The sequence below is a fragment of the Streptomyces sp. NPDC023838 genome (genome assembly GCF_040639555.1).
Taxonomy (GTDB): Bacteria; Actinomycetota; Actinomycetes; order Streptomycetales; family Streptomycetaceae; genus Streptomyces.
Genome location: NZ_JBFAAD010000021.1, coordinates 37,671 through 54,629, shown reverse-complemented (window position 1 = coordinate 54,629; position 16,959 = coordinate 37,671). Strand labels below are relative to the sequence as shown.

Annotated in this window: 16 protein-coding genes and 2 pseudogenes; 14 read left to right on the top strand and 4 right to left on the bottom strand. The window is 71.3% G+C overall.

The window, feature by feature from the left end; genetic code table 11:
* Nucleotides 1-61 precede the first annotated feature (61 nt).
* The 8 genes and pseudogenes from AB0G17_RS24195 to AB0G17_RS24160 all read left to right on the top strand — a co-directional run.
* Nucleotides 62-2,065, top strand: coding sequence for a PIG-L family deacetylase (locus AB0G17_RS24195; RefSeq protein ID WP_361386456.1), 2,004 nt, complete (start codon nt 62-64; stop codon nt 2,063-2,065).
* A gap of 205 nt (nt 2,066-2,270) precedes the next feature.
* A complete protein-coding gene (gene galE / locus AB0G17_RS24190; RefSeq protein WP_361386453.1) occupies nt 2,271-3,245 on the top strand; it encodes a UDP-glucose 4-epimerase GalE in 975 nt (324 codons plus the stop codon).
* Nucleotides 3,246-3,512: 267 nt separating this feature from the next.
* Nucleotides 3,513-4,640, top strand: coding sequence for a glutamate 5-kinase (proB, locus tag AB0G17_RS24185; RefSeq protein ID WP_361386450.1), 1,128 nt, complete (start codon nt 3,513-3,515; stop codon nt 4,638-4,640).
* A 148-nt stretch (nt 4,641-4,788) separates the two neighbouring features.
* Entirely contained in the window at nt 4,789-5,274 is a 486-nt protein-coding gene (locus AB0G17_RS24180; RefSeq protein ID WP_361386447.1) for a hypothetical protein, read from the top strand.
* Nucleotides 5,275-5,593: 319 nt separating this feature from the next.
* The gene (locus tag AB0G17_RS24175; protein WP_361386444.1) at nt 5,594-6,877 is read left to right on the top strand and encodes a glutamate-5-semialdehyde dehydrogenase; all 1,284 of its coding nucleotides are present in this window, start codon (nt 5,594-5,596) and stop codon (nt 6,875-6,877) included.
* Between the two features lie 160 nt (nt 6,878-7,037).
* Nucleotides 7,038-7,718 (top strand): hypothetical protein, encoded by a 681-nt coding sequence (locus AB0G17_RS24170; protein ID WP_361386441.1) that lies wholly within the window; start codon nt 7,038-7,040, stop codon nt 7,716-7,718.
* Nucleotides 7,719-8,027: 309 nt separating this feature from the next.
* Nucleotides 8,028-9,101: a hypothetical protein gene (locus tag AB0G17_RS24165; RefSeq protein ID WP_361386438.1), complete on the top strand. Its 1,074-nt coding sequence runs from the start codon at nt 8,028-8,030 to the stop codon at nt 9,099-9,101.
* A gap of 123 nt (nt 9,102-9,224) precedes the next feature.
* Nucleotides 9,225-9,413, top strand: a pseudogene (locus AB0G17_RS24160) (leucine zipper domain-containing protein); the annotation flags it as partial.
* On the opposite strand, the pseudogene AB0G17_RS24155 reads toward AB0G17_RS24160, so the two are convergent.
* From AB0G17_RS24155 to AB0G17_RS24140, 4 genes and pseudogenes are all read right to left on the bottom strand, one after another.
* Nucleotides 9,365-9,736, bottom strand: a pseudogene (locus AB0G17_RS24155) (helix-turn-helix domain-containing protein); the annotation flags it as partial. The pseudogenes AB0G17_RS24160 and AB0G17_RS24155 sit on opposite strands and share 49 nt — an antisense overlap.
* Before the next feature lie 547 nt (nt 9,737-10,283).
* Nucleotides 10,284-10,601, bottom strand: a complete 318-nt coding sequence (locus AB0G17_RS24150; RefSeq protein WP_361386435.1) for a hypothetical protein — start codon at nt 10,599-10,601, stop codon at nt 10,284-10,286.
* Nucleotides 10,602-10,988: 387 nt separating this feature from the next.
* The gene (locus AB0G17_RS24145) at nt 10,989-11,486 is read right to left on the bottom strand and encodes a GNAT family N-acetyltransferase (protein ID WP_361386432.1); all 498 of its coding nucleotides are present in this window, start codon (nt 11,484-11,486) and stop codon (nt 10,989-10,991) included.
* A 109-nt stretch (nt 11,487-11,595) separates the two neighbouring features.
* Nucleotides 11,596-12,780: a M48 family metallopeptidase gene (locus tag AB0G17_RS24140; protein ID WP_361386430.1), complete on the bottom strand. Its 1,185-nt coding sequence runs from the start codon at nt 12,778-12,780 to the stop codon at nt 11,596-11,598.
* A 108-nt stretch (nt 12,781-12,888) separates the two neighbouring features.
* On the opposite strand from AB0G17_RS24140, the gene AB0G17_RS24135 reads away from it, so the two are divergent.
* The 6 genes from AB0G17_RS24135 (at nt 12,889) to AB0G17_RS24110 (ending at nt 16,926) form a co-directional block, all read left to right on the top strand.
* On the top strand, nt 12,889-13,110 hold the full coding sequence (locus AB0G17_RS24135; RefSeq protein ID WP_361386617.1) for a hypothetical protein: 222 nt from the start codon (nt 12,889-12,891) through the stop codon (nt 13,108-13,110).
* 87 nt (nt 13,111-13,197) lie between these two features.
* On the top strand, nt 13,198-13,362 hold the full coding sequence (locus tag AB0G17_RS24130; RefSeq protein WP_180357169.1) for a hypothetical protein: 165 nt from the start codon (nt 13,198-13,200) through the stop codon (nt 13,360-13,362).
* A 38-nt stretch (nt 13,363-13,400) separates the two neighbouring features.
* The gene (gene nadD, locus AB0G17_RS24125) at nt 13,401-14,021 is read left to right on the top strand and encodes a nicotinate-nucleotide adenylyltransferase (RefSeq protein ID WP_361386426.1); all 621 of its coding nucleotides are present in this window, start codon (nt 13,401-13,403) and stop codon (nt 14,019-14,021) included.
* A 14-nt stretch (nt 14,022-14,035) separates the two neighbouring features.
* Complete coding sequence (locus AB0G17_RS24120; RefSeq protein WP_361386423.1) at nt 14,036-15,757, top strand: LCP family protein; 1,722 nt, start codon at nt 14,036-14,038, stop codon at nt 15,755-15,757.
* A gap of 78 nt (nt 15,758-15,835) precedes the next feature.
* Nucleotides 15,836-16,270 (top strand): ribosome silencing factor, encoded by a 435-nt coding sequence (rsfS, locus tag AB0G17_RS24115; protein ID WP_361386420.1) that lies wholly within the window; start codon nt 15,836-15,838, stop codon nt 16,268-16,270.
* Nucleotides 16,267-16,926, top strand: a complete 660-nt coding sequence (locus AB0G17_RS24110; RefSeq protein WP_361386608.1) for a histidine phosphatase family protein — start codon at nt 16,267-16,269, stop codon at nt 16,924-16,926. Before rsfS ends, AB0G17_RS24110 begins: the two co-directional genes overlap by 4 nt.
* Nucleotides 16,927-16,959: the final 33 nt, after the last annotated feature.

The following is a 16,959-nucleotide window of genomic DNA, read 5'->3' as shown; positions in this document are numbered from 1 at the left end:
GTGCGACAGCAAGCACCCGTCGGCCAGAGGCGCTGCCGTCACAAGTGAACCACCGAAGCCCGTGGCACTGCTGCCGGTCGACCGCCGCAGCAGCTTCGACACCCCGGGCCGCCCGCTCGCCATGGCGATCGTGGCGCACCCGGACGACGACCTGTTCTTCATGAACCCGGACACGCTCCACACGATCGAGCGGGGCGTCCCGGTCGTCTCCGTGTACGTCACCGGCGGCGGCTCCTTCGGCGTCAACCAGGCACCCGGCGAGCCCAAGGCCCGCCCCGACGTGCCCGCCTACGTCTCCGCGCGTCAGCAGGGCCTGCGCCAGGCGTACGCCCGGATGCTCGGCGCGACCCTGTTCACCCCCTGGACGCGCACCGCCCTCAAGCTGCCCGGCGGGCGCGAGGCCGAGCTCAACGTCCTGGAGTACAACGGCCGCCGCGCCGAACTGATCTTCCTCGGCGTGCGGATGCACGAGAAGACCGGCCGCGGCTGGGTCGGCATGACGCAGCTGTGGAACACCCCCGGCGTGGTGCTGCGCACCCAGCCCACCCCCGAGTCCCCGGTTCGCGAGAAGTACACCTACAGCCGCGACGAGCTCACCGAAGCGCTGGTGTTCCTGATGCGCAAGTACCGGCCCACGCTGGTGCGCACGCTCGACCCGGACCCCGACGCCCAGGTCCACGACAAGCTCCACCCGCGCGGCAGCGACCAGGTCGGCTACTCCGACCACCCCGACCACACCGCCGTCGCCCTGTTCACCTGGCGCGCGCTCGCCCAGTGGGGCCAGGGCAGCACCGAGGGCTCGCGCACCCCCGGCTTCCTCACCGAGGCCTTCCGCGGCTACTACAACCAGCGCTGGCCCTACAACCTGCCCAATGACACCGTCCACCAGAAGACCGACTACCTCAACGCCTACGGCGGTGCCTCCAGCTGGAACTGCGGCAACGCCTCCGGCTGCGGCGACTACTCCGTCGGCCTCAACGGCGTCCTCAAGTCCAAGAAGGGCTGGGTCCGCTCCACCCACCGCCGCTACCCGACCGCCGGCCCCAAGGTCGTCGTGGACAAGGACGGCCGGATGAGCGCGTACGCCGTGCTCGGTACCCGCGCCGCCCGCTGGCGCGAGTCCGGCCCCTTCAGCGGCGGCTGGGGCGCGGCCGAGGACCTCGGCGGCGGCCCGCTCGCCCCCGCCCTCAGCGCGGTCGCCGCCGCCGACGGACGCCACCTCGTCGTCGGCCTGCGCTTCACCAACCTGGGCGCCACCGACAAGGACGACACCCGCGAGATAGTGGTGCTCCAGCAGAAGAGCGCCGGCGGCGACTTCGAGGAGCGCTGGACCAGCCTCGGCAACCCCGAGACCGACCCCCGCCGCAGCCGCCTGACCGGCCCGCCCACCGCGGTCGCCGCCCCCGACGGCACCGTCCACGTCTTCGTACGCAACGCCGCCAAGGGCATCAGCACCCGCATCCGCGACAAGCAGGGCACCTGGTCGCCGTGGCAGAAGCTGCCCGGCGGCGGCCAGATCCAGGAAGGCCTCGCCGCCGCCGTCGACGGCGACGGCCGCGTCCACGTCTTCGGCTCCGCCTTCGGCTGGGTCGAACACTGGGCCCAGAAGGACGCCGGAGGCGCCATGGTGCGCGCCGCCCGCGGCCTCAAGACCCGCCCCGGCGACGCCCCCGACGCGGTCACCGCCAAGGACGGCTCCATCCTGCTCGCCTACCACAAGCCCTCCAGCGACCAGGTCAACATCGCCCAGCTGCGCGGCGGCCAGGCCGGCCGCTGGACCGAACTGCCCGACCAGAAGGTCACCGGCTACGGCCTGGTCGCCCTCGTCGACGGCCAGGACCTCGCCACCGGCGGCGCCATGCTCACCTCGCGCAGCGGCACCGGCTCCATCGAGATGGTCGACAGCGGCAAGCAAGTCACCCTCCACGGCGACGCGTCCTCCGGCTTCATGGTCGGCGCCCCCGCCGTCGTCCAGGGCGCCGGCGAAGGCGTCGCCCTGGTCACGCTCGGCCTCAACACCACCCCCGCGGTCACCAGGGTCCCGCCACGCGCGGGCACCGTCTGACCGACACACCGGTCCGCCCCGACCCGGCCGGGGCGGACCGGGGGCGAACGGGGGCGTGCGCATCCCTCCCGTACGCCTCGTGACACCGGCCACTCCCGGCCCGCGCGCCCCGTCCTTACAGCGCCCTCACCTTCGTACGAAAAGTCACAGGAGTACGGGCGCCGGGCCCGGCCACCGGGCGCGGGCCGCCTCCTAGACTGTCCGCATGACTTGGATGATCACAGGCGGTGCCGGTTACATCGGATCTCACGTGGTGAAGGCCCTCGTCGACGGCGGTGAGCAGGTCGTCGTCCTCGACGACCTCAGCACCGGAGACGCGGCCCGGCTGCCCGAAGGCGTCCGCCTGGAGCGCGGCACCGTCCTCGACCGCGACGTCCTCGACCGCGTCCTGCGCGAGAACGACGTCGACGGCGTCATCCACATCGCCGCCAAGAAGCAGGTCGGCGAATCCGTCGAACGCCCCCTCCACTACTACCGCGAGAACGTCGAAGGACTGCGCACCGTCCTGGAAGCCGCCGCCGAAGCCGGCGTGCGCCGCTTCCTGTTCTCCTCCTCCGCCGCCGTCTACGGCATGCCCGACGTCGACCTCGTCACCGAGCAGACCGAATGCCTGCCCATGAGCCCGTACGGCGAGACCAAGCTCGCCGGCGAATGGCTCGTCAGCGCCGTCGGCAAGGCCCACGGCATGGCCACCGCCTCACTGCGCTACTTCAACGTGGCCGGCGCCGCCTCCCCCGAACTCGGCGACCCCGGGATCTTCAACCTCGTCCCGATGGTCTTCGAGCGCCTCACCGAGGGCAAGCCGCCGCTGATCTTCGGCGACGACTACGCCACCCCCGACGGCACCTGCGTCCGCGACTACATCCACGTCGAGGACATCGCCGCCGCCCATGTCGCCGCCGCCCACCGGCTCGCCACCGACCCCGGCGCCGCGCTCATCCTCAACATCGGCCGCGGCGAAGGCGCCTCCGTCGCCGAAATGGTCGACATCATCCGCGAGGTCACCGGCATCACCGAGCCCGCCCCCGAGGTCGCCCCGCGCCGCCCCGGCGACCCGGCCCGCGTCGTCGCCTCCGCCGAGCTCATCACCAAGGAACTCGACTGGAGCGCCCGCCACGACATCCGCGCCATGGTCACCTCGGCTTGGGAGGGCTGGCAGCTGCGCCACCCGCGCGGCTGAGTCCCCTGCGCGGCTGAGCCCCCTGCGCGGGACCCCGGACGGTCCCTGCCCCAGCCGGGCGGGGGCTCGTCCACGTACGGCGGGGGGCCGTCCCACGGCCGTGCGGGGCCGTCCCACGCCCGCGCGGGGGCCTGTCCCACGTTCGTCCGGGGCCCGTCCCACGTTCGTCCGGGGCCCGTCCCACGCCCGGCGCAGGCCCGTCCCAGGCCCGTCCAACGCTCGAAACGGCCGTGCGCCCAGGCCCCGGCCTGGCATAGATTCCCCGGTGTGACAGTGGCAAGGCAGTACGTGACCCAGGCCCGCAGGATCGTCGTCAAGGTGGGCTCGTCCTCCCTCACCACCGCCTCCGGCGGCCTCGACGCCGACCGCGTCGACGCCCTCGTCGACGTCCTCGCCAAGGCCCGCAGCGGCGGCGAGAAGGAAATAGTGCTGGTCTCCTCCGGCGCCATCGCCGCCGGACTCGCCCCTCTCGGCCTGCGCCGCCGCCCCAAGGACCTCGCCCGCCAGCAGGCCGCCGCCAGCGTCGGCCAGGGCCTGCTCGTCGCCCGCTACACCGCCTCCTTCGCCCGCTACGGCGTACGCGTCGGACAAGTCCTGCTCACCAGCGACGACACCAGCCGCCGCGCCCACTACCGCAACGCCTACCGCACCCTCGACCAGCTCCTCGCCATGGGCGCCCTGCCCGTCGTCAACGAGAACGACACCGTCGCCACCGACGAGATCCGCTTCGGCGACAACGACCGGCTCGCCGCCCTCGTCGCCCACCTCGTCCGCGCCGACCTCCTCGTCCTCCTCTCCGACGTCGACGGCCTCTACGACGGCGACCCCAGCACCCCCGGCACCACCCGCATCGGCGAAGTACACGGCCCCGACGACATCGCCCACGTACAGATCGGCAGCGCCGGCAAAGCCGGCGTCGGCACCGGCGGCATGGTCACCAAGGTCGAAGCCGCCCGCATCGCCGCCGCCGCCGGCGTCCCCGTCGTCCTCACCTCCGCCAGCCACGCCGCCGACGCCCTCGCCGGACGCGACACCGGCACCTACTTCCACCGCACCGGCCGCCGCTCCGCCGACCGCCTCCTGTGGCTCGCCCACGCCTCCACCCCCCAGGGCCACCTCGTCCTCGACGACGGAGCCGTACGCGCGGTCGTCGAACGCCACTCCTCCCTGCTGCCCGCCGGAATCGCCGCCGTCGAAGGCGAGTTCAGCGCCGGCGACCCCGTCGAACTGCGCGACACCAGCGGCCGCGCCGTAGCCCGCGGCCTCGTCAACTTCGACGCCAAGGAGATCCCGCAGCTCCTCGGCCGCTCCACCCGCGAACTCGCGCGCGAACTCGGCCCGGAGTACGAGCGCGAAGTCGTACACAGGGACGATCTGGTCGTTCTCCACCCCTGAAACGGCTGAAAGTCCAGCCCTCGGACAGACACCTTCACGAAAACCGCCCCGCGACCCTGCCCGGACTGGTCAACTTTGTTGCGGGGTACTCGCGGGGGCGACCCGCGGGGGGTACTGCACCGCATCACAGCATCACAGGAGGCCGCCGGTGAGACGAGCACGCCCGGGGGCGGCGCCCCGAGTCGGGGGAACCCACGCCCGCAGGGCCGTGGGAGAAGAAGGGCGGGCCCTGACCAGCGTGGGAACAGGGGCCGCCATAGCGGAGACCGAGGAGCGCGAGCAGCCCGGGGACACCCCCAGGCTCTGGCACATCACCCTCAGCGTCTCCGGCGCCGAAGCCCCGCTCAAAGAGGTCCGGCGCGGCCTCGAACAGCTCGCCCACGACCACCCCTTCTTACTGACCAGCAGATACGCCAACGACCACGCCGAGATCCGCTACTGGGAAGAGGCCCGCGACCTGCACGACGCGGCCGCCGTCGCCCTCCGGCTCTGGGGCGAACACCGCTCCACCGCCAAACTCCCGCCCTGGGAGATCGTCGGCCTGGAAGTCATCGACCGCGAGACCTACCACCAGCGCCTCGCCGAGGGCTACGGACCACCACCGGCCGCGCCCGTCGGGGTCCATCCCTTTTGACGTCCCGGCTCTCGCCGAGGGTCCGGTGCTTGCCGACGTCCCGGTTCCCGCGGATGACCCGGTGCTCGCCGACGCCTCGGTTCTGGCCGACGGCCCGGCTTCTGTCGGGGCCACGGCATGTGGCGGCGCCCAGGCTTTTGACGGCGCCCCGGCCTGTACCGATGCCCAGGTCATTGCCGACGCCCAGACCATTGCCGACGCCCAGGCCGTTGCCGAGACCACGGTGACCCGGGCGCGCAGCCGACCGGAACGTGAGAGCGTCGTCTCGGGGAGTGGAATCCGTGCGGAACGCCGACGCCCGGAGCACTACCCTGCGGACATGAGCGCGTTTTCCCCGTACGAGAACCTGTCCCCGGTCACCCAGGCCGCCCACCGGGCCCGCACCGCCGCCGCCGATATCGCGCCATTGCCGCGCTCGGCCAAGGACGACGCGCTCCTCGCGATCGCCGACGCGCTCGAAGTACGCACCCAGGAGATCGTCGAGGCCAACGCCCTCGACATCGCCAAGGCTCGCGAGGCCGGGACCAGCGAGACCGTCGTCGACCGCCTCACCCTCACCCCCGAACGGGTCCGCGCCATCGCCTCCGACGTACGCGACGTCGCCGCGCTGCCCGACCCCGTCGGCGAAGTCGTCCGCGGCTCCACCCTCCCCAACGGCATCGACCTGCGCCAGGTCAGAGTGCCCCTCGGCGTCGTCGGGATCATCTACGAAGCCCGGCCGAATGTGACCGTCGACGCCGCCGCCCTCTGCCTCAAGTCCGGCAACGCCGTCCTGCTGCGCGGCTCGTCCTCCGCGTACGAGTCCAACACCGCGCTCGTCCAGGTGCTGCGCGACGCCGTCAGCGGCGCCGGACTCCCCGCCGACGCCGTCCAGCTCGTCCCCGGCGAATCCCGCGACTCCGTACGCGAGTTGATGCGCGCCCGCGGCCTCGTCGACGTCCTCATCCCGCGCGGCGGCGCCTCCCTCATCCGCACCGTCGTCGAGGAGTCCACCGTCCCCGTCATCGAGACCGGCACCGGCAACTGCCACGTCTACGTGGACGCCCAGGCCGACCTCGACATGGCCGTCGACATCCTCATCAACTCCAAGGCCTCGCGCCCGTCCGTGTGCAACGCCGCCGAGACCCTCCTCGTCCACCGGGACATCGCCGACGCCTTCCTGCCCCGCGCCCTCGACGCGCTCGCCCAGGCCGGCGTCACCGTCCACGCCGACGAGCGCGTCCAGTCCTACGCCGACGCCGCCAAGGCGACCGTCGTCGCGGCCACCGCCGAGGACTGGGAGACCGAGTACCTCTCGTACGACATCGCCGCCGCCGTCGTCGACTCCCTGGACGCGGCCGTCGCCCACATCCGGCAGTGGACCTCCGGCCACACCGAGGCGATCGTCACCACCTCCCAGGCCGCGGCCCGCCGCTTCACCCAACTGGTCGACTCCACCACCGTCGCCGTGAACGCCTCCACCCGGTTCACCGACGGCGGCCAGTTCGGCTTCGGCGCCGAGATCGGCATCTCCACCCAGAAGCTCCACGCCCGAGGCCCGATGGGCCTGCCGGAGCTCACCTCCACCAAGTACATCGTCACGGGGGACGGGCACGTGCGGTAGCCGGGTCGCCCGGTTGGGCGCCCGCCCGGGGCTCGCCCGAGGTCCCAGGGGGCCCGAAGGGGCGATCGAGGAGGGATCCGAGGGGGATCCGAGGGGGATCCGAGGGGGAGATTCGGACACTCCCTGCCCAAAACGACCGCGCCGGGGCTACGCTGAACCCGTGCCGGACGACGTGGGGGGCAGGCCGTTCCCGGACGGCTGGGAGCCCGACGACGACCGCGGGGGCGCGGACGACGCATTCGCCTCCGTGGTCTTCGACGAGGACTTCGTACGAGCCGCCGAAATCCACGAACCGAGCGCCGTGGAACGGCTGTTGGCCGCCGCCCAGGCGCGCGCCGAGGCCGAAGCGGCCAGAGCCCGCGCGGGCGCGGGAACCGACGACGACTTCACCTACCCCGCCCACGGCCCCGACCCCTACGGCTCCGCCTTCCCCGGCGGGGCCGAAACCGGCCCCTACGGCCCCCACGGCGGTGCCCTGCGCCCCTACCGCGGCCGGGCCCGCTGGCACCGCCCCGTCGCCTGGCTGCTCGCCCTGATCATGGGCATCGGCATGGTCGCCCTGGCCTTCGCGGCCGTCTACCGGGGCGCCTCCAGCAGCCGTGGCGACCCCGCCCCGCTCCCGGCCACCAGCAACGTGGACAAGCCCGGGCTACCGAGCAACGTGGACCGGTCCGGGCTGCCGAGCAACGTGGACAAGCCCGGGCTGCCGAGCAGCATGGACGGGTCCGGGCCGCCGAGCAATGTGGACAGGTCCGGGCTGCCCATTCCAGCCACCGTCGGCCCGACCGCCTCGGCGGACTACTCGGCACCTGCGGTATCGGCTGTGCCACGTCGGCCTTGAGGGGGCTGGAGGGGGCTTGAGCGGGGCCTGAGCGGGGCTGGAGGCGGCGTTGATCGGGGTCCGGCAGGGGGAGGGGGCCTCCCCCCGCCCGCTCCCCACCCAACCCACGCCCCCCACCCACCCCACCCCTGACCAGGACTTTCCCCCGTCCTGACAGCGCTCCGACCATCTTCTGACCCTGCCCTGACGATGCTCTGACCCTGTCCTGACCATGCTCTGACCCCGCCCTGCACAACCGCGTGGGAACTCGTCAGAACTTGTCGCGTAGCAGCGCGTTTACCGGCCCCTCCCGCGACCTACCCTGAAGGTATGGCAGGGCGTGGAGAGCCACCCGAGGGGACCCCGGAGGGCCTCCCCGGCGGAGGTGAGGACGAGTACCGATCCGTCGTCTTCGACGAGTCGTTCGTTCGTGCTGCCCGCCTCCAGGAGTTCTCCGCCCAGGAACGGATGCGTGAGCACGCGCGTGCGGTGCGCAGCCGTCCCGGCTGGTCCTTCCGGCCCTTCACCAAGCAGATAGTCGCGCTGGTGGTCCTCCTCTTCATCGCGTTCGGTACCGCCGTGTACATGGGCCTGCGCCACCCCTACCAGCCCGGCGGCGGCAGCGTCGCCGCCGAGCCCCTGCGGATGACCGTGATACCCCTGGCCCCGCAGACCGTCGTCCCCGGCATCGACGTGGCCCGCCTGTTCGACCACAGTCCGGCCGCCCAGTTCCGCACCGGCGCCGACGGCATCAACCTCCCGGCCGTCCGCAGGACCGCCCACTTCTCCGAGAGCCAGATCATCGCCGGTGTGACCACCGCCAGGGAGTATCTGGTCCAGTCGTCCCTCGACCCGCAGGTGCTGACCGGCAAGTCCGTGCACCAGGTGCGGGCGCTGCTCGATCCGGAGCTGTTCGCCCAGTTCGACCAGAGCGTCGACAACCCGGCCGACGACGGCCGCCACGCCGCCACCGGCTGGCTGGTGCGCTTCGATCCGGCCAAAGTGGCACTCGCCGACCCCCAGGTGCGGGTGCAGGGCACGTTCCACTACGCCGAGTCCGGCCGGGACACCCTCGACGTGACGTCCGACCACACCTTCACGTACGCCCTGCGCCCGGCCGCGTCCGGCCCGGACAAGGCGGCCTCGCTCTTCACCGTCCGCCGTGAGCTGCACTTCCGGTTCGACCGCGATGACCTGCGGCTGCACCGGGTCGAGCTGCAGTTCAGCTATGTGGAGGCCGGGCCGCAGGCCTGTTCGGCCGACGTCTCCGCACAGCTGCGGCCCCTGCTCGCGGGCGAGCGGACCAGCGCGACCGGCCCGGCGGGCACCGATCCGTACGCGACCGGCCCCGCCACCGCGGCCCTCTGCGGCACCCTCGCCACCAGCGCCCAGCCGACGGACTAGGTGTATTGCCCCGGGAGGTTGTGGACGAGTGATGGAGGTCTCGGCTGAGGCGTCTTGAACGGGTGAGGGCCTTCCGGGTTCGGTGTGGATTGCGACGTCTACACCAACCAGCAGAAGGCCCTCATGCCCCACCGTAATGCACCCCTGACCGAGACCGGCCGCCTGCGCCTGGCCCGCTGCGTGGTCGACGACGGCTGGCCACTGCGCCGGGCAGCCGAACGCTTCCAGGTCTCACCGACCACGGCCCAGCGGTGGGCCGCCCGCTACCGAACCCTCGGTGAGGCAGGCATGACCGACCGCTCCTCGCGCCCCGGGTCCGCCAGGATCCGCCCGGCTTGCGAGGCTGAGACCGGCGCGAAGCAGGTCTGCGCGACCCGCGCGGTGATGGTCCGGTGCGACCAGATCGCTTCCGGATGCGGCGGTGCGCTGGTGGCCGTGGCCACGATCGCCACCCGCACATGGGACCCGTAGGTCCTCGGCCGTCCCGACCGCTCGGCGTCCCGCAGTACTTCCGGGCCGCCGACGGCGAACCGGCCCCGCCACTTGCGCACCGTGTTCACGCTGACCTCCAGTTCCCGGGCTATCGCGCCGTTGGCCCGCCCCTCCGCCGCCGCGAGCACGATCCGGGCTCGCAATACCGCCCGCACCTGGGACTTAGGCGAGCAGACCGTTCGTGCCAGCCGCTCGCGGACCTCCCGCTCGAGCACCACCGCGACCGCCGTCCCCGCCCGTCCTTCACCATGCACGGCAGACGATCACGGCGGACCGGGTACCAGACCCGGCAGGATGGGCCCCGTGCCGAAGCCCCCCCGGAATCCATGCAGCATCACCTGCGCCAGCGTCTGAACACCCACGCTCAGGCACGCTGGCCGCAACAGGCCCGGGTCGACGTCCGCTTCCGCGCCGGATTCGCCTACGTGACAGCCGAACTGAAGGGCGGGGAGGAACTCCCGTTGTGCCGCCTGCGCTTCACCGGAGTCCTGCATACCTGGGGCTTCGCCCTTTACCTCGCAAGCCGGGGCGGCTACCAGGACAACTTCCTCCCCACGGGACTGCCCTCCGGCAGTCCCGAAGACTGCCTCGACTGCGCCGGCGGCCTCTCCCTCGACACCCCCCGCCTGACAGCACCACAGGGGCCCCTCGCCCGAGCCCGGGCGAGGGGCCGCCATGCGCGTCACACAGTCACTTCAGGTCACGGACGGTCGCCTCGAACGCCCGGTCCATGTCCCACAGGGGTTCGAAGGTGACGTGGACGACGTGGCCGTAGGTCTGGTTGTGGAACATCTGGTAGCGCCCGAAGGCCTCGGGGTCCTCCACTTCGATCAGGGCGTACCCACCCCACCCAGTGCCGTACGTCTGGTGGTGCACGACGCCGCTGTCGACATCACCCCAGTTGCCCGACCGGGCGAACGCCTTGAAGGCGTTGCCCCACGCCTCATCGAGTGCAGGCTTGGTGACACCCTCGCTGTAGACGAAACGCTGAAGATACTTTTGCCCCATCGACCCACTCCTGCTCCCTGCCCCGGGCAGCCCTTACACATTGCCCTCGGTGGACGCAACATAGCCAGCACCCATCCACGTGCCGCCGCATCTCACCCGGTCGATGGCGTGTTGAAGCCTTTGTCGTACGAGTGGGACGCCAGCCGCGCGCTTTCATGAAGCAGGCCCGGCAGGTGATCAGCGAGGTGGCCTCCGACCGTTTCCCGACTGATCGCCACAGCCGTCCATCGACCACACCGAAACCGCTCCTTCAGACCGCTTGACGATCTACAGGAGCTTCCAACCGCAGCACCCCTCCACGAACTTGCGCGGAGCAGCACTAGTGCTGTGACTCCCTGGTGCTGTGACCGCACCGCACGAGGATGCCGCCGTGTCCGGATGTGGAGATCAGACAGCGGCCAGGCTCTTCGCCATGACCCGCTCCCTGCCAACGCCATCCGGCAGAAGATCGCCGGGCTCACCCGTGTCCGTGAAGCCGTGCCGCTCATAGAGCGTGGTCGCCTTGCGGTTGTCCGGCATGACGGACAACCGCAGCGTCGTGGCACCGCGCTCCACCGCCCACCGCTCGACCGCCTGGATCAGGCCGTCACCCACGCCCTTGCCCCGAGCCGTGGGGCTGACCCACATCGAGATCAACTCCACGTTCTCCGCTCCCTCGCCCGGCACTCCGCTGGCTATGCCCACCGGAAGGCCGTCGAGGAGCGCGACGAGATCGTGCGCGCCAGGAATCGACAGACGGGCACGCCAGCGTTCCTCTCGGTCGCCGGAGCCCTGCCACTGGGCCAGCGTCGATCCGAACGCGTAGGGCGCCTCCGCAAGCGCGGCGAGTCGCAACTCCCGCCAGAGGGGCCAGTCGTCTGATTCCAAAGCGCGTAGTTCAAGCATGATCCAGACCCTGCCCGCCCGCCGGGGCGGGCAGCAAGTTGATTACCACCATGCAAACGAGGTCGTTGAGCCCTGCGACCAACCGAAACCGGGGAGGCCTGCCTGGACGTCAGGCGTCGTGGCCCGGCTCGTCCCGCGGCCCGTCGTCGTCCGCCGCCGGACCCGAAGGCCGGTCGTTCGACCCGCCGTTCGGCCCGTCCTTCGACCCGCTGTTCGCCCCCTCCCCAGGGCGGCCGTCCCTCGGCCGGTCCGAGGTGCGGGACGAGGCGGAGCCCGCGCCCGTGAACTTGCCGTACAGCTTGCCGCCCAGGTCCGCCGTGCCGCCGGCTATGTCGCCGACCAGCTTCATCAGCGGGTCCTTGCTCGTCCGTACCGTCTCGGCGTACGAGGCGGCGGACTCGCGGAACGAGTCGGAGACCGAGGTGTCCTTGTCCTCCTCACGACGGGGGTAGTGGCCGTCCATCAGGCGCTGGTACTCACGGCTCGCGGCCCACTTCTTCAGCTCGGCCGCGCGCACGGTGGTGAACGGGTGCGAACGGGGCAGCACGTTCAGGATCTTCAGGACCGAGTCGCGCAGGTCGCCGGCCGCCTCGTACTCCTCGGCCTGCTCCAGGAACGCGTCCACGTTCATCTCGTGGAGGTGGTTGCCGCCGGCTATCTTCATCAGGCCCCGCATCGAGGCCTGCAAGTCCTGGCCGACGAGCAGTCCGGCCCGGTCGGCGGAGAGCTCCGACTTGCGGAACCACTCGCGCAGCGCCGTCACGATCGCCATCACCGCCACGTTGCCCAGCGGGATCCAGGCGATCTTCAGCGCCAGGTTGGTGAGGAAGAGCAGGATCGTGCGGTAGACGGAGTGGCCGGACAGGGCGTGGCCCACCTCGTGGCCGACGACCGCGCGCATCTCCTCCTCGTCGAGCAGCTCCACCAGGCCGGTGGTGACGACGATGATCGGCTCGTCGAGGCCGATGCACATCGCGTTCGGCTTGGGGTCCTGTGTCACGTACATCGGGGGGACCTTCTCCAGGTCCAGGATGTAACAGGCGTCCCGCAGCATGGCGTTGAGGTGCGCGAACTGGGCGTCGCTCACGCGCACGGAGTCGGAGAGGAACAGCAGGCGCAGGCTGCGCTCCGGCAGCAGCCCGCTGAGCGCCTTGAAGACCGTGTCGAAGCCGCTGAGCTTGCGCAGCGCCACCAGCGCCGACCGGTCCGCGGGGTGTTCGTAGGCCCGGGAGGAGATCCCGGGGAAGCGTCGGCGCTGCCTGCTCGGCACGCTGTCCTGGATGTCATCGGTCATGGTGTCCCCCTGTCTGAGAGTCTCGGCTCGTCCCCCTGACGACATCCACCCTAGGCGGTGGGGCTACCGTGGGGCGGGGGCCTGTGGATAACCAAGGAGACACCTGCCATGACGGACGCCGTCACGCTTCTCGCCGCCGCCTCGGACCAGCAGGGACCCGGCAATGTGCTGCGGATCGTGCTGCTGGTGTCGATCCTCGGTGCGGGCGGCCTCGCCTGGCTGCTGCTGCGCGGCTACCGATCGAACGGCGGCGACGCGGCCGCGGCCGAGCCGGACGGCGGAGCGAGCCGGGGCGCGAGCCCCGACGCGGAGGGTGCCGTCAAGGACTGAACGGCTGAGTCGGCGTGAGAGTGCCCGGGCGGCCCGCATACGATGTGCGAAGTCTCCGCTCCGACTCCCGGATAGGTCCTGCTGACGATGAGCCTCACCAGCACCGCCGCCACGCACCTGGTCACCCTCGCCGAGGGCACCGAGCACGGCGGCAACCACGAAAGCCTCAGCCCGTACGTCACCGGCGGCGGCGCCCTCTTCGCGCTGCTGCTCCTGCTGTGGATCACCACGCGCTTCAACCGCGACCGCTGAGTCGGGGCGTTTCCACCGGGCCAGTAGGCTCTGCACGCATGGGAGAGCAGGAAGTGCCTACCGGTCCGGTCAAGCGGCGCATCGGCGTGATGGGCGGAACGTTCGACCCGATCCACCACGGACACCTGGTGGCCGCCAGTGAGGTGGCTTCTCAGTTCCATCTGGACGAGGTCGTGTTCGTACCGACGGGGCAGCCGTGGCAGAAGAGCCACAAGAACGTTTCCGCGGCCGAGGACCGGTATCTGATGACGGTCATCGCGACCGCGTCGAACCCGCAGTTCTCGGTGAGCCGGATCGACATCGACCGCGGCGGCGCCACGTACACCGTGGACACGCTGCGGGACCTGCGCGCCCTCAACAGCGACGCGGACCTGTTCTTCATCACCGGCGCCGACGCACTCTCGCAGATCCTCACCACCTGGCGTGACGTGGACGAGCTGTTCTCGCTCGCCCACTTCATCGGCGTGACCCGGCCCGGCCACATACTGACGGACGACGGCCTGCCCGAGGGCGGGGTGTCGCTGGTGGAGGTGCCCGCGCTGGCGATCTCGTCGACGGACTGCCGGGCGAGGGTCGCGCAGGGCGATCCGGTCTGGTATCTGGTTCCGGACGGTGTGGTGCGCTACATCGACAAGCGCCAGCTCTACCGCGGCGAGTGAGAGAAGGGCACCCGGTGAACGACCGACAGGACCCGTACGACCCCTATGCGCCTCAGGTGCAACTTGTCGGTTATGACGAGTACGGCCAGCCGGTGTACCAGCAGGTGCCCCAGCAGGGTTCGTACGACCCGTACGCACAGGCACAGCCGCAGCAGACCCAGCAGTCACAGCAGTCTCAGCAGTCTCAGCAGGCCCAGCCGCAGGGCGGTTACGGCTACGACCCGTACGCCCAGCAGCCGCAGCAGCAGCCCTCGTACGACTACGACTACGACTCGTACGGCCAGGCCGGCCCGCAGCAGGGCTACGGCTACGGCTCCCCGCAGCAGTGGGACCAGCGGCAGGCCCCGACGCAGCAGGCCGCGCCCGTCCAGGCGCCGCCCCAGGTCCCGGCCCAGGCTCACGTCCAGGAGGAGTCCGAGCCCGAGCCGGTGGCCGAGCAGATCCCGGTGCTGCCGCAGCAGCGCAAGGACGAACGCGACTACCGCACCGAGCAGTTCTCGTTCATCGAGGAGCCCGACGAGGACTCCGAAGACGTCATCGACTGGCTGAAGTTCACCGAGAGCCGCACCGAGCGGCGCGAGGAGGCGCGGCGCCGCGGCCGCAACCGGGTGGTCGCGCTCGTCGTGGTCCTCGCCCTCGCGGCGGTCGGCGGCGTCGGCTACCTGTGGTCGGTGGGCAAGCTGCCCGGTGTGTCCTCGTCCTCGGACTCCAAGAAGCCGGCGGTCGCCGTCGGGGCGCAGAAGCGGGACGTGATCGTCGTCCATCTGCACAACACCGCCAAGGGCGGCACCTCCACGGCGCTGCTCGTGAACAACGCGACCACCAAGCAGGGCACCACCGTCCTGCTGCCCAACTCCCTCGCCGTCTCCAACGACGACGGCACCCGCACCACGCTCGGCAAGTCCGTCGACGGCGACGGCTCGCAGGGCACCCGCGAGGCGCTCGGCACCCTGCTCGGCACCAAGATCACCGGAACGTGGCGGCTGGACACGCCCTTCTTGGAGAACCTGGTCGACCTGGTCGGCAACGTCGACATCAGTACGGATGCCGATGTGCCGAGCGCCAAGGCGGGTGCGGCGCCCGTGGTGAAGAAGGGCGACGACCAGACGCTGACCGGGCAGATGGCTGTGGCGTACGCCACGTACAAGGCACCCGGTGAGGCCGAGACCCAGCAGCTGCAGCGGTTCGGGCAGGTGATGTACGGGGTGCTGCGCAAGATCTCGGACGACCCGAAGGCCGCGACGATCACCGTGCAGACGCTGGCGCAGATCCTCGACCCCTCGCTGCCCGAGTCGGACCTCGGCGCCTCGCTGGCCAAGCTCGCCGAGCACGCCAAGGTCGGCGCCTACAAGACGGCGGTGCTGCCGGTCCAGCAGGACGGCACGCTCAGCGCGCAGGCCAGCGACAGCGTGGTCAAGGACATCCTGGGCGGCTCGGTCACGGCTCCCGACAAGGGCTCGGCGGTCCGCGTCGGCGTCAGCAACGGAAGCGGCAGCCCGAAGGCGGCCGACAAGGCCAGGGTCGACCTGGTCAACGGCGGCTACGCCTACATCGACGCGGGCAGCGCGGGTACGACGGCGTCGTCCTCCGTCACCTACGGTGACGCATCGCAGAAGGCGAAGGCCGAAGACGTCGCCAAGACGCTGGGGCTTCCGGCCGGTGCGGTCAAGCAGGGCAAGGCCGCGGCGAACGCGGATGTCACCGTGGTGCTCGGCAAGGACTACAAGATCAAGTAATCCTTTCGGGGCTGTCGGCGGTCCGTGAGATCCTGGAGAACGATCTGAATCGATCTGACCGCCGACGAAAGCCAGCTTGTGACCGCCACGGACCGTTCCATCGAGCTCATCACCGCCGCCGCTCAGGCGGCCGCCGACCGGCTCGCGCACGACATCATCGCGTACGACGTCAGCGACGTGCTGTCGATCACCGACGCCTTCCTGCTCGCCTCCGCCCCCAACGACCGCCAGGTCAAGTCGATCGCGGAGGAGGTCGAGGAGCGCCTGAACAAGGAGCTCGGCGCCAAGCCGGTGCGCCGCGAGGGCGACCGCGACGCCCGCTGGATCCTGCTCGACTACGTAGACATCGTCGTGCACGTCCAGCACAGCGAGGAGCGGGTCTTCTACGCCCTGGAGCGGCTCTGGAAGGACTGCCCCGAGCTGCCGCTTCCCGAGGACGCGATCAAGACCCGCGGCAAGGCCGCCGAGCACGCTCAGCTGCACGGTGGGACGGAGGACGGTGAGCTGAGCTGAACGGCAGCGACGCGAAGCCGGGCCGGGGCCGCCGGGTCGTCCTGTGGCGGCACGGCCAGACCGCGTGGAACCTGGAGCGCCGCTTCCAGGGCTCCACGGACATCGAGCTGACCGAGGCCGGTCTCGGCCAGGCGCGCCGCGCGGCGCGCCTGCTGGCGGCCCTGAAGCCGGACGCGATCGTCGCCTCCGACCTCAAGCGGGCCGCGGCGACCGCCGGCGAGCTGGCCGCGGTCTCCGGGCTGGCGGTGACCCATGACGCGGCCCTTCGGGAGACGTACGCGGGCGCCTGGCAGGGCCTGACCCACGAGGAGATCGTGGAGCGCTACGGCGAGCAGTACGCGGCGTGGAAGCGCGGCGAGCCGGTGCGCCGGGGCGGCGGCGAGCTGGAGACCGAGGTGGCCGACCGGGCCGCCCCGGTGGTGCTCGCCCACGCCGACAAGCTGCCCGACGACGGCACCCTGGTCGTGGTCAGCCACGGCGGGACGATCCGTACGACCATCGGCCGCCTGCTGGGCCTCGAGGCGCACCACTGGGAGGGCCTGGGCGGGCTCTCCAACTGCTGCTGGTCCGTCCTCGGCGAGGGCGCGCGCGGCTGGCGCCTGCTGGAGCACAACGCCGGGACGCTCCCTGAGCCGGTCCTCGGCGACGACGACTGAGGCAGCCGTCGGGCCGCCCTCGGGGAGTCGTCG

What these genes read in the sequence shown, in the direction of transcription:
- AB0G17_RS24150 (WP_361386435.1), bottom strand. Translation starts at nt 10,601, where the DNA reads ATGGGGCAAAAGTATCTTCAGCGTTTCGTCTACAGCGAGGGTGTCACC.
- AB0G17_RS24175 (WP_361386444.1), top strand. Translation starts at nt 5,594, where the DNA reads ATGAGCGCGTTTTCCCCGTACGAGAACCTGTCCCCGGTCACCCAGGCC.
- nadD (WP_361386426.1), top strand. Translation starts at nt 13,401, where the DNA reads ATGGGAGAGCAGGAAGTGCCTACCGGTCCGGTCAAGCGGCGCATCGGC.
- AB0G17_RS24130 (WP_180357169.1), top strand. Translation starts at nt 13,198, where the DNA reads ATGAGCCTCACCAGCACCGCCGCCACGCACCTGGTCACCCTCGCCGAG.
- AB0G17_RS24165 (WP_361386438.1), top strand. Translation starts at nt 8,028, where the DNA reads ATGGCAGGGCGTGGAGAGCCACCCGAGGGGACCCCGGAGGGCCTCCCC.
- AB0G17_RS24135 (WP_361386617.1), top strand. Translation starts at nt 12,889, where the DNA reads ATGACGGACGCCGTCACGCTTCTCGCCGCCGCCTCGGACCAGCAGGGA.
- AB0G17_RS24140 (WP_361386430.1), bottom strand. Translation starts at nt 12,780, where the DNA reads ATGACCGATGACATCCAGGACAGCGTGCCGAGCAGGCAGCGCCGACGC.
- galE (WP_361386453.1), top strand. Translation starts at nt 2,271, where the DNA reads ATGACTTGGATGATCACAGGCGGTGCCGGTTACATCGGATCTCACGTG.
- AB0G17_RS24145 (WP_361386432.1), bottom strand. Translation starts at nt 11,486, where the DNA reads ATGCTTGAACTACGCGCTTTGGAATCAGACGACTGGCCCCTCTGGCGG.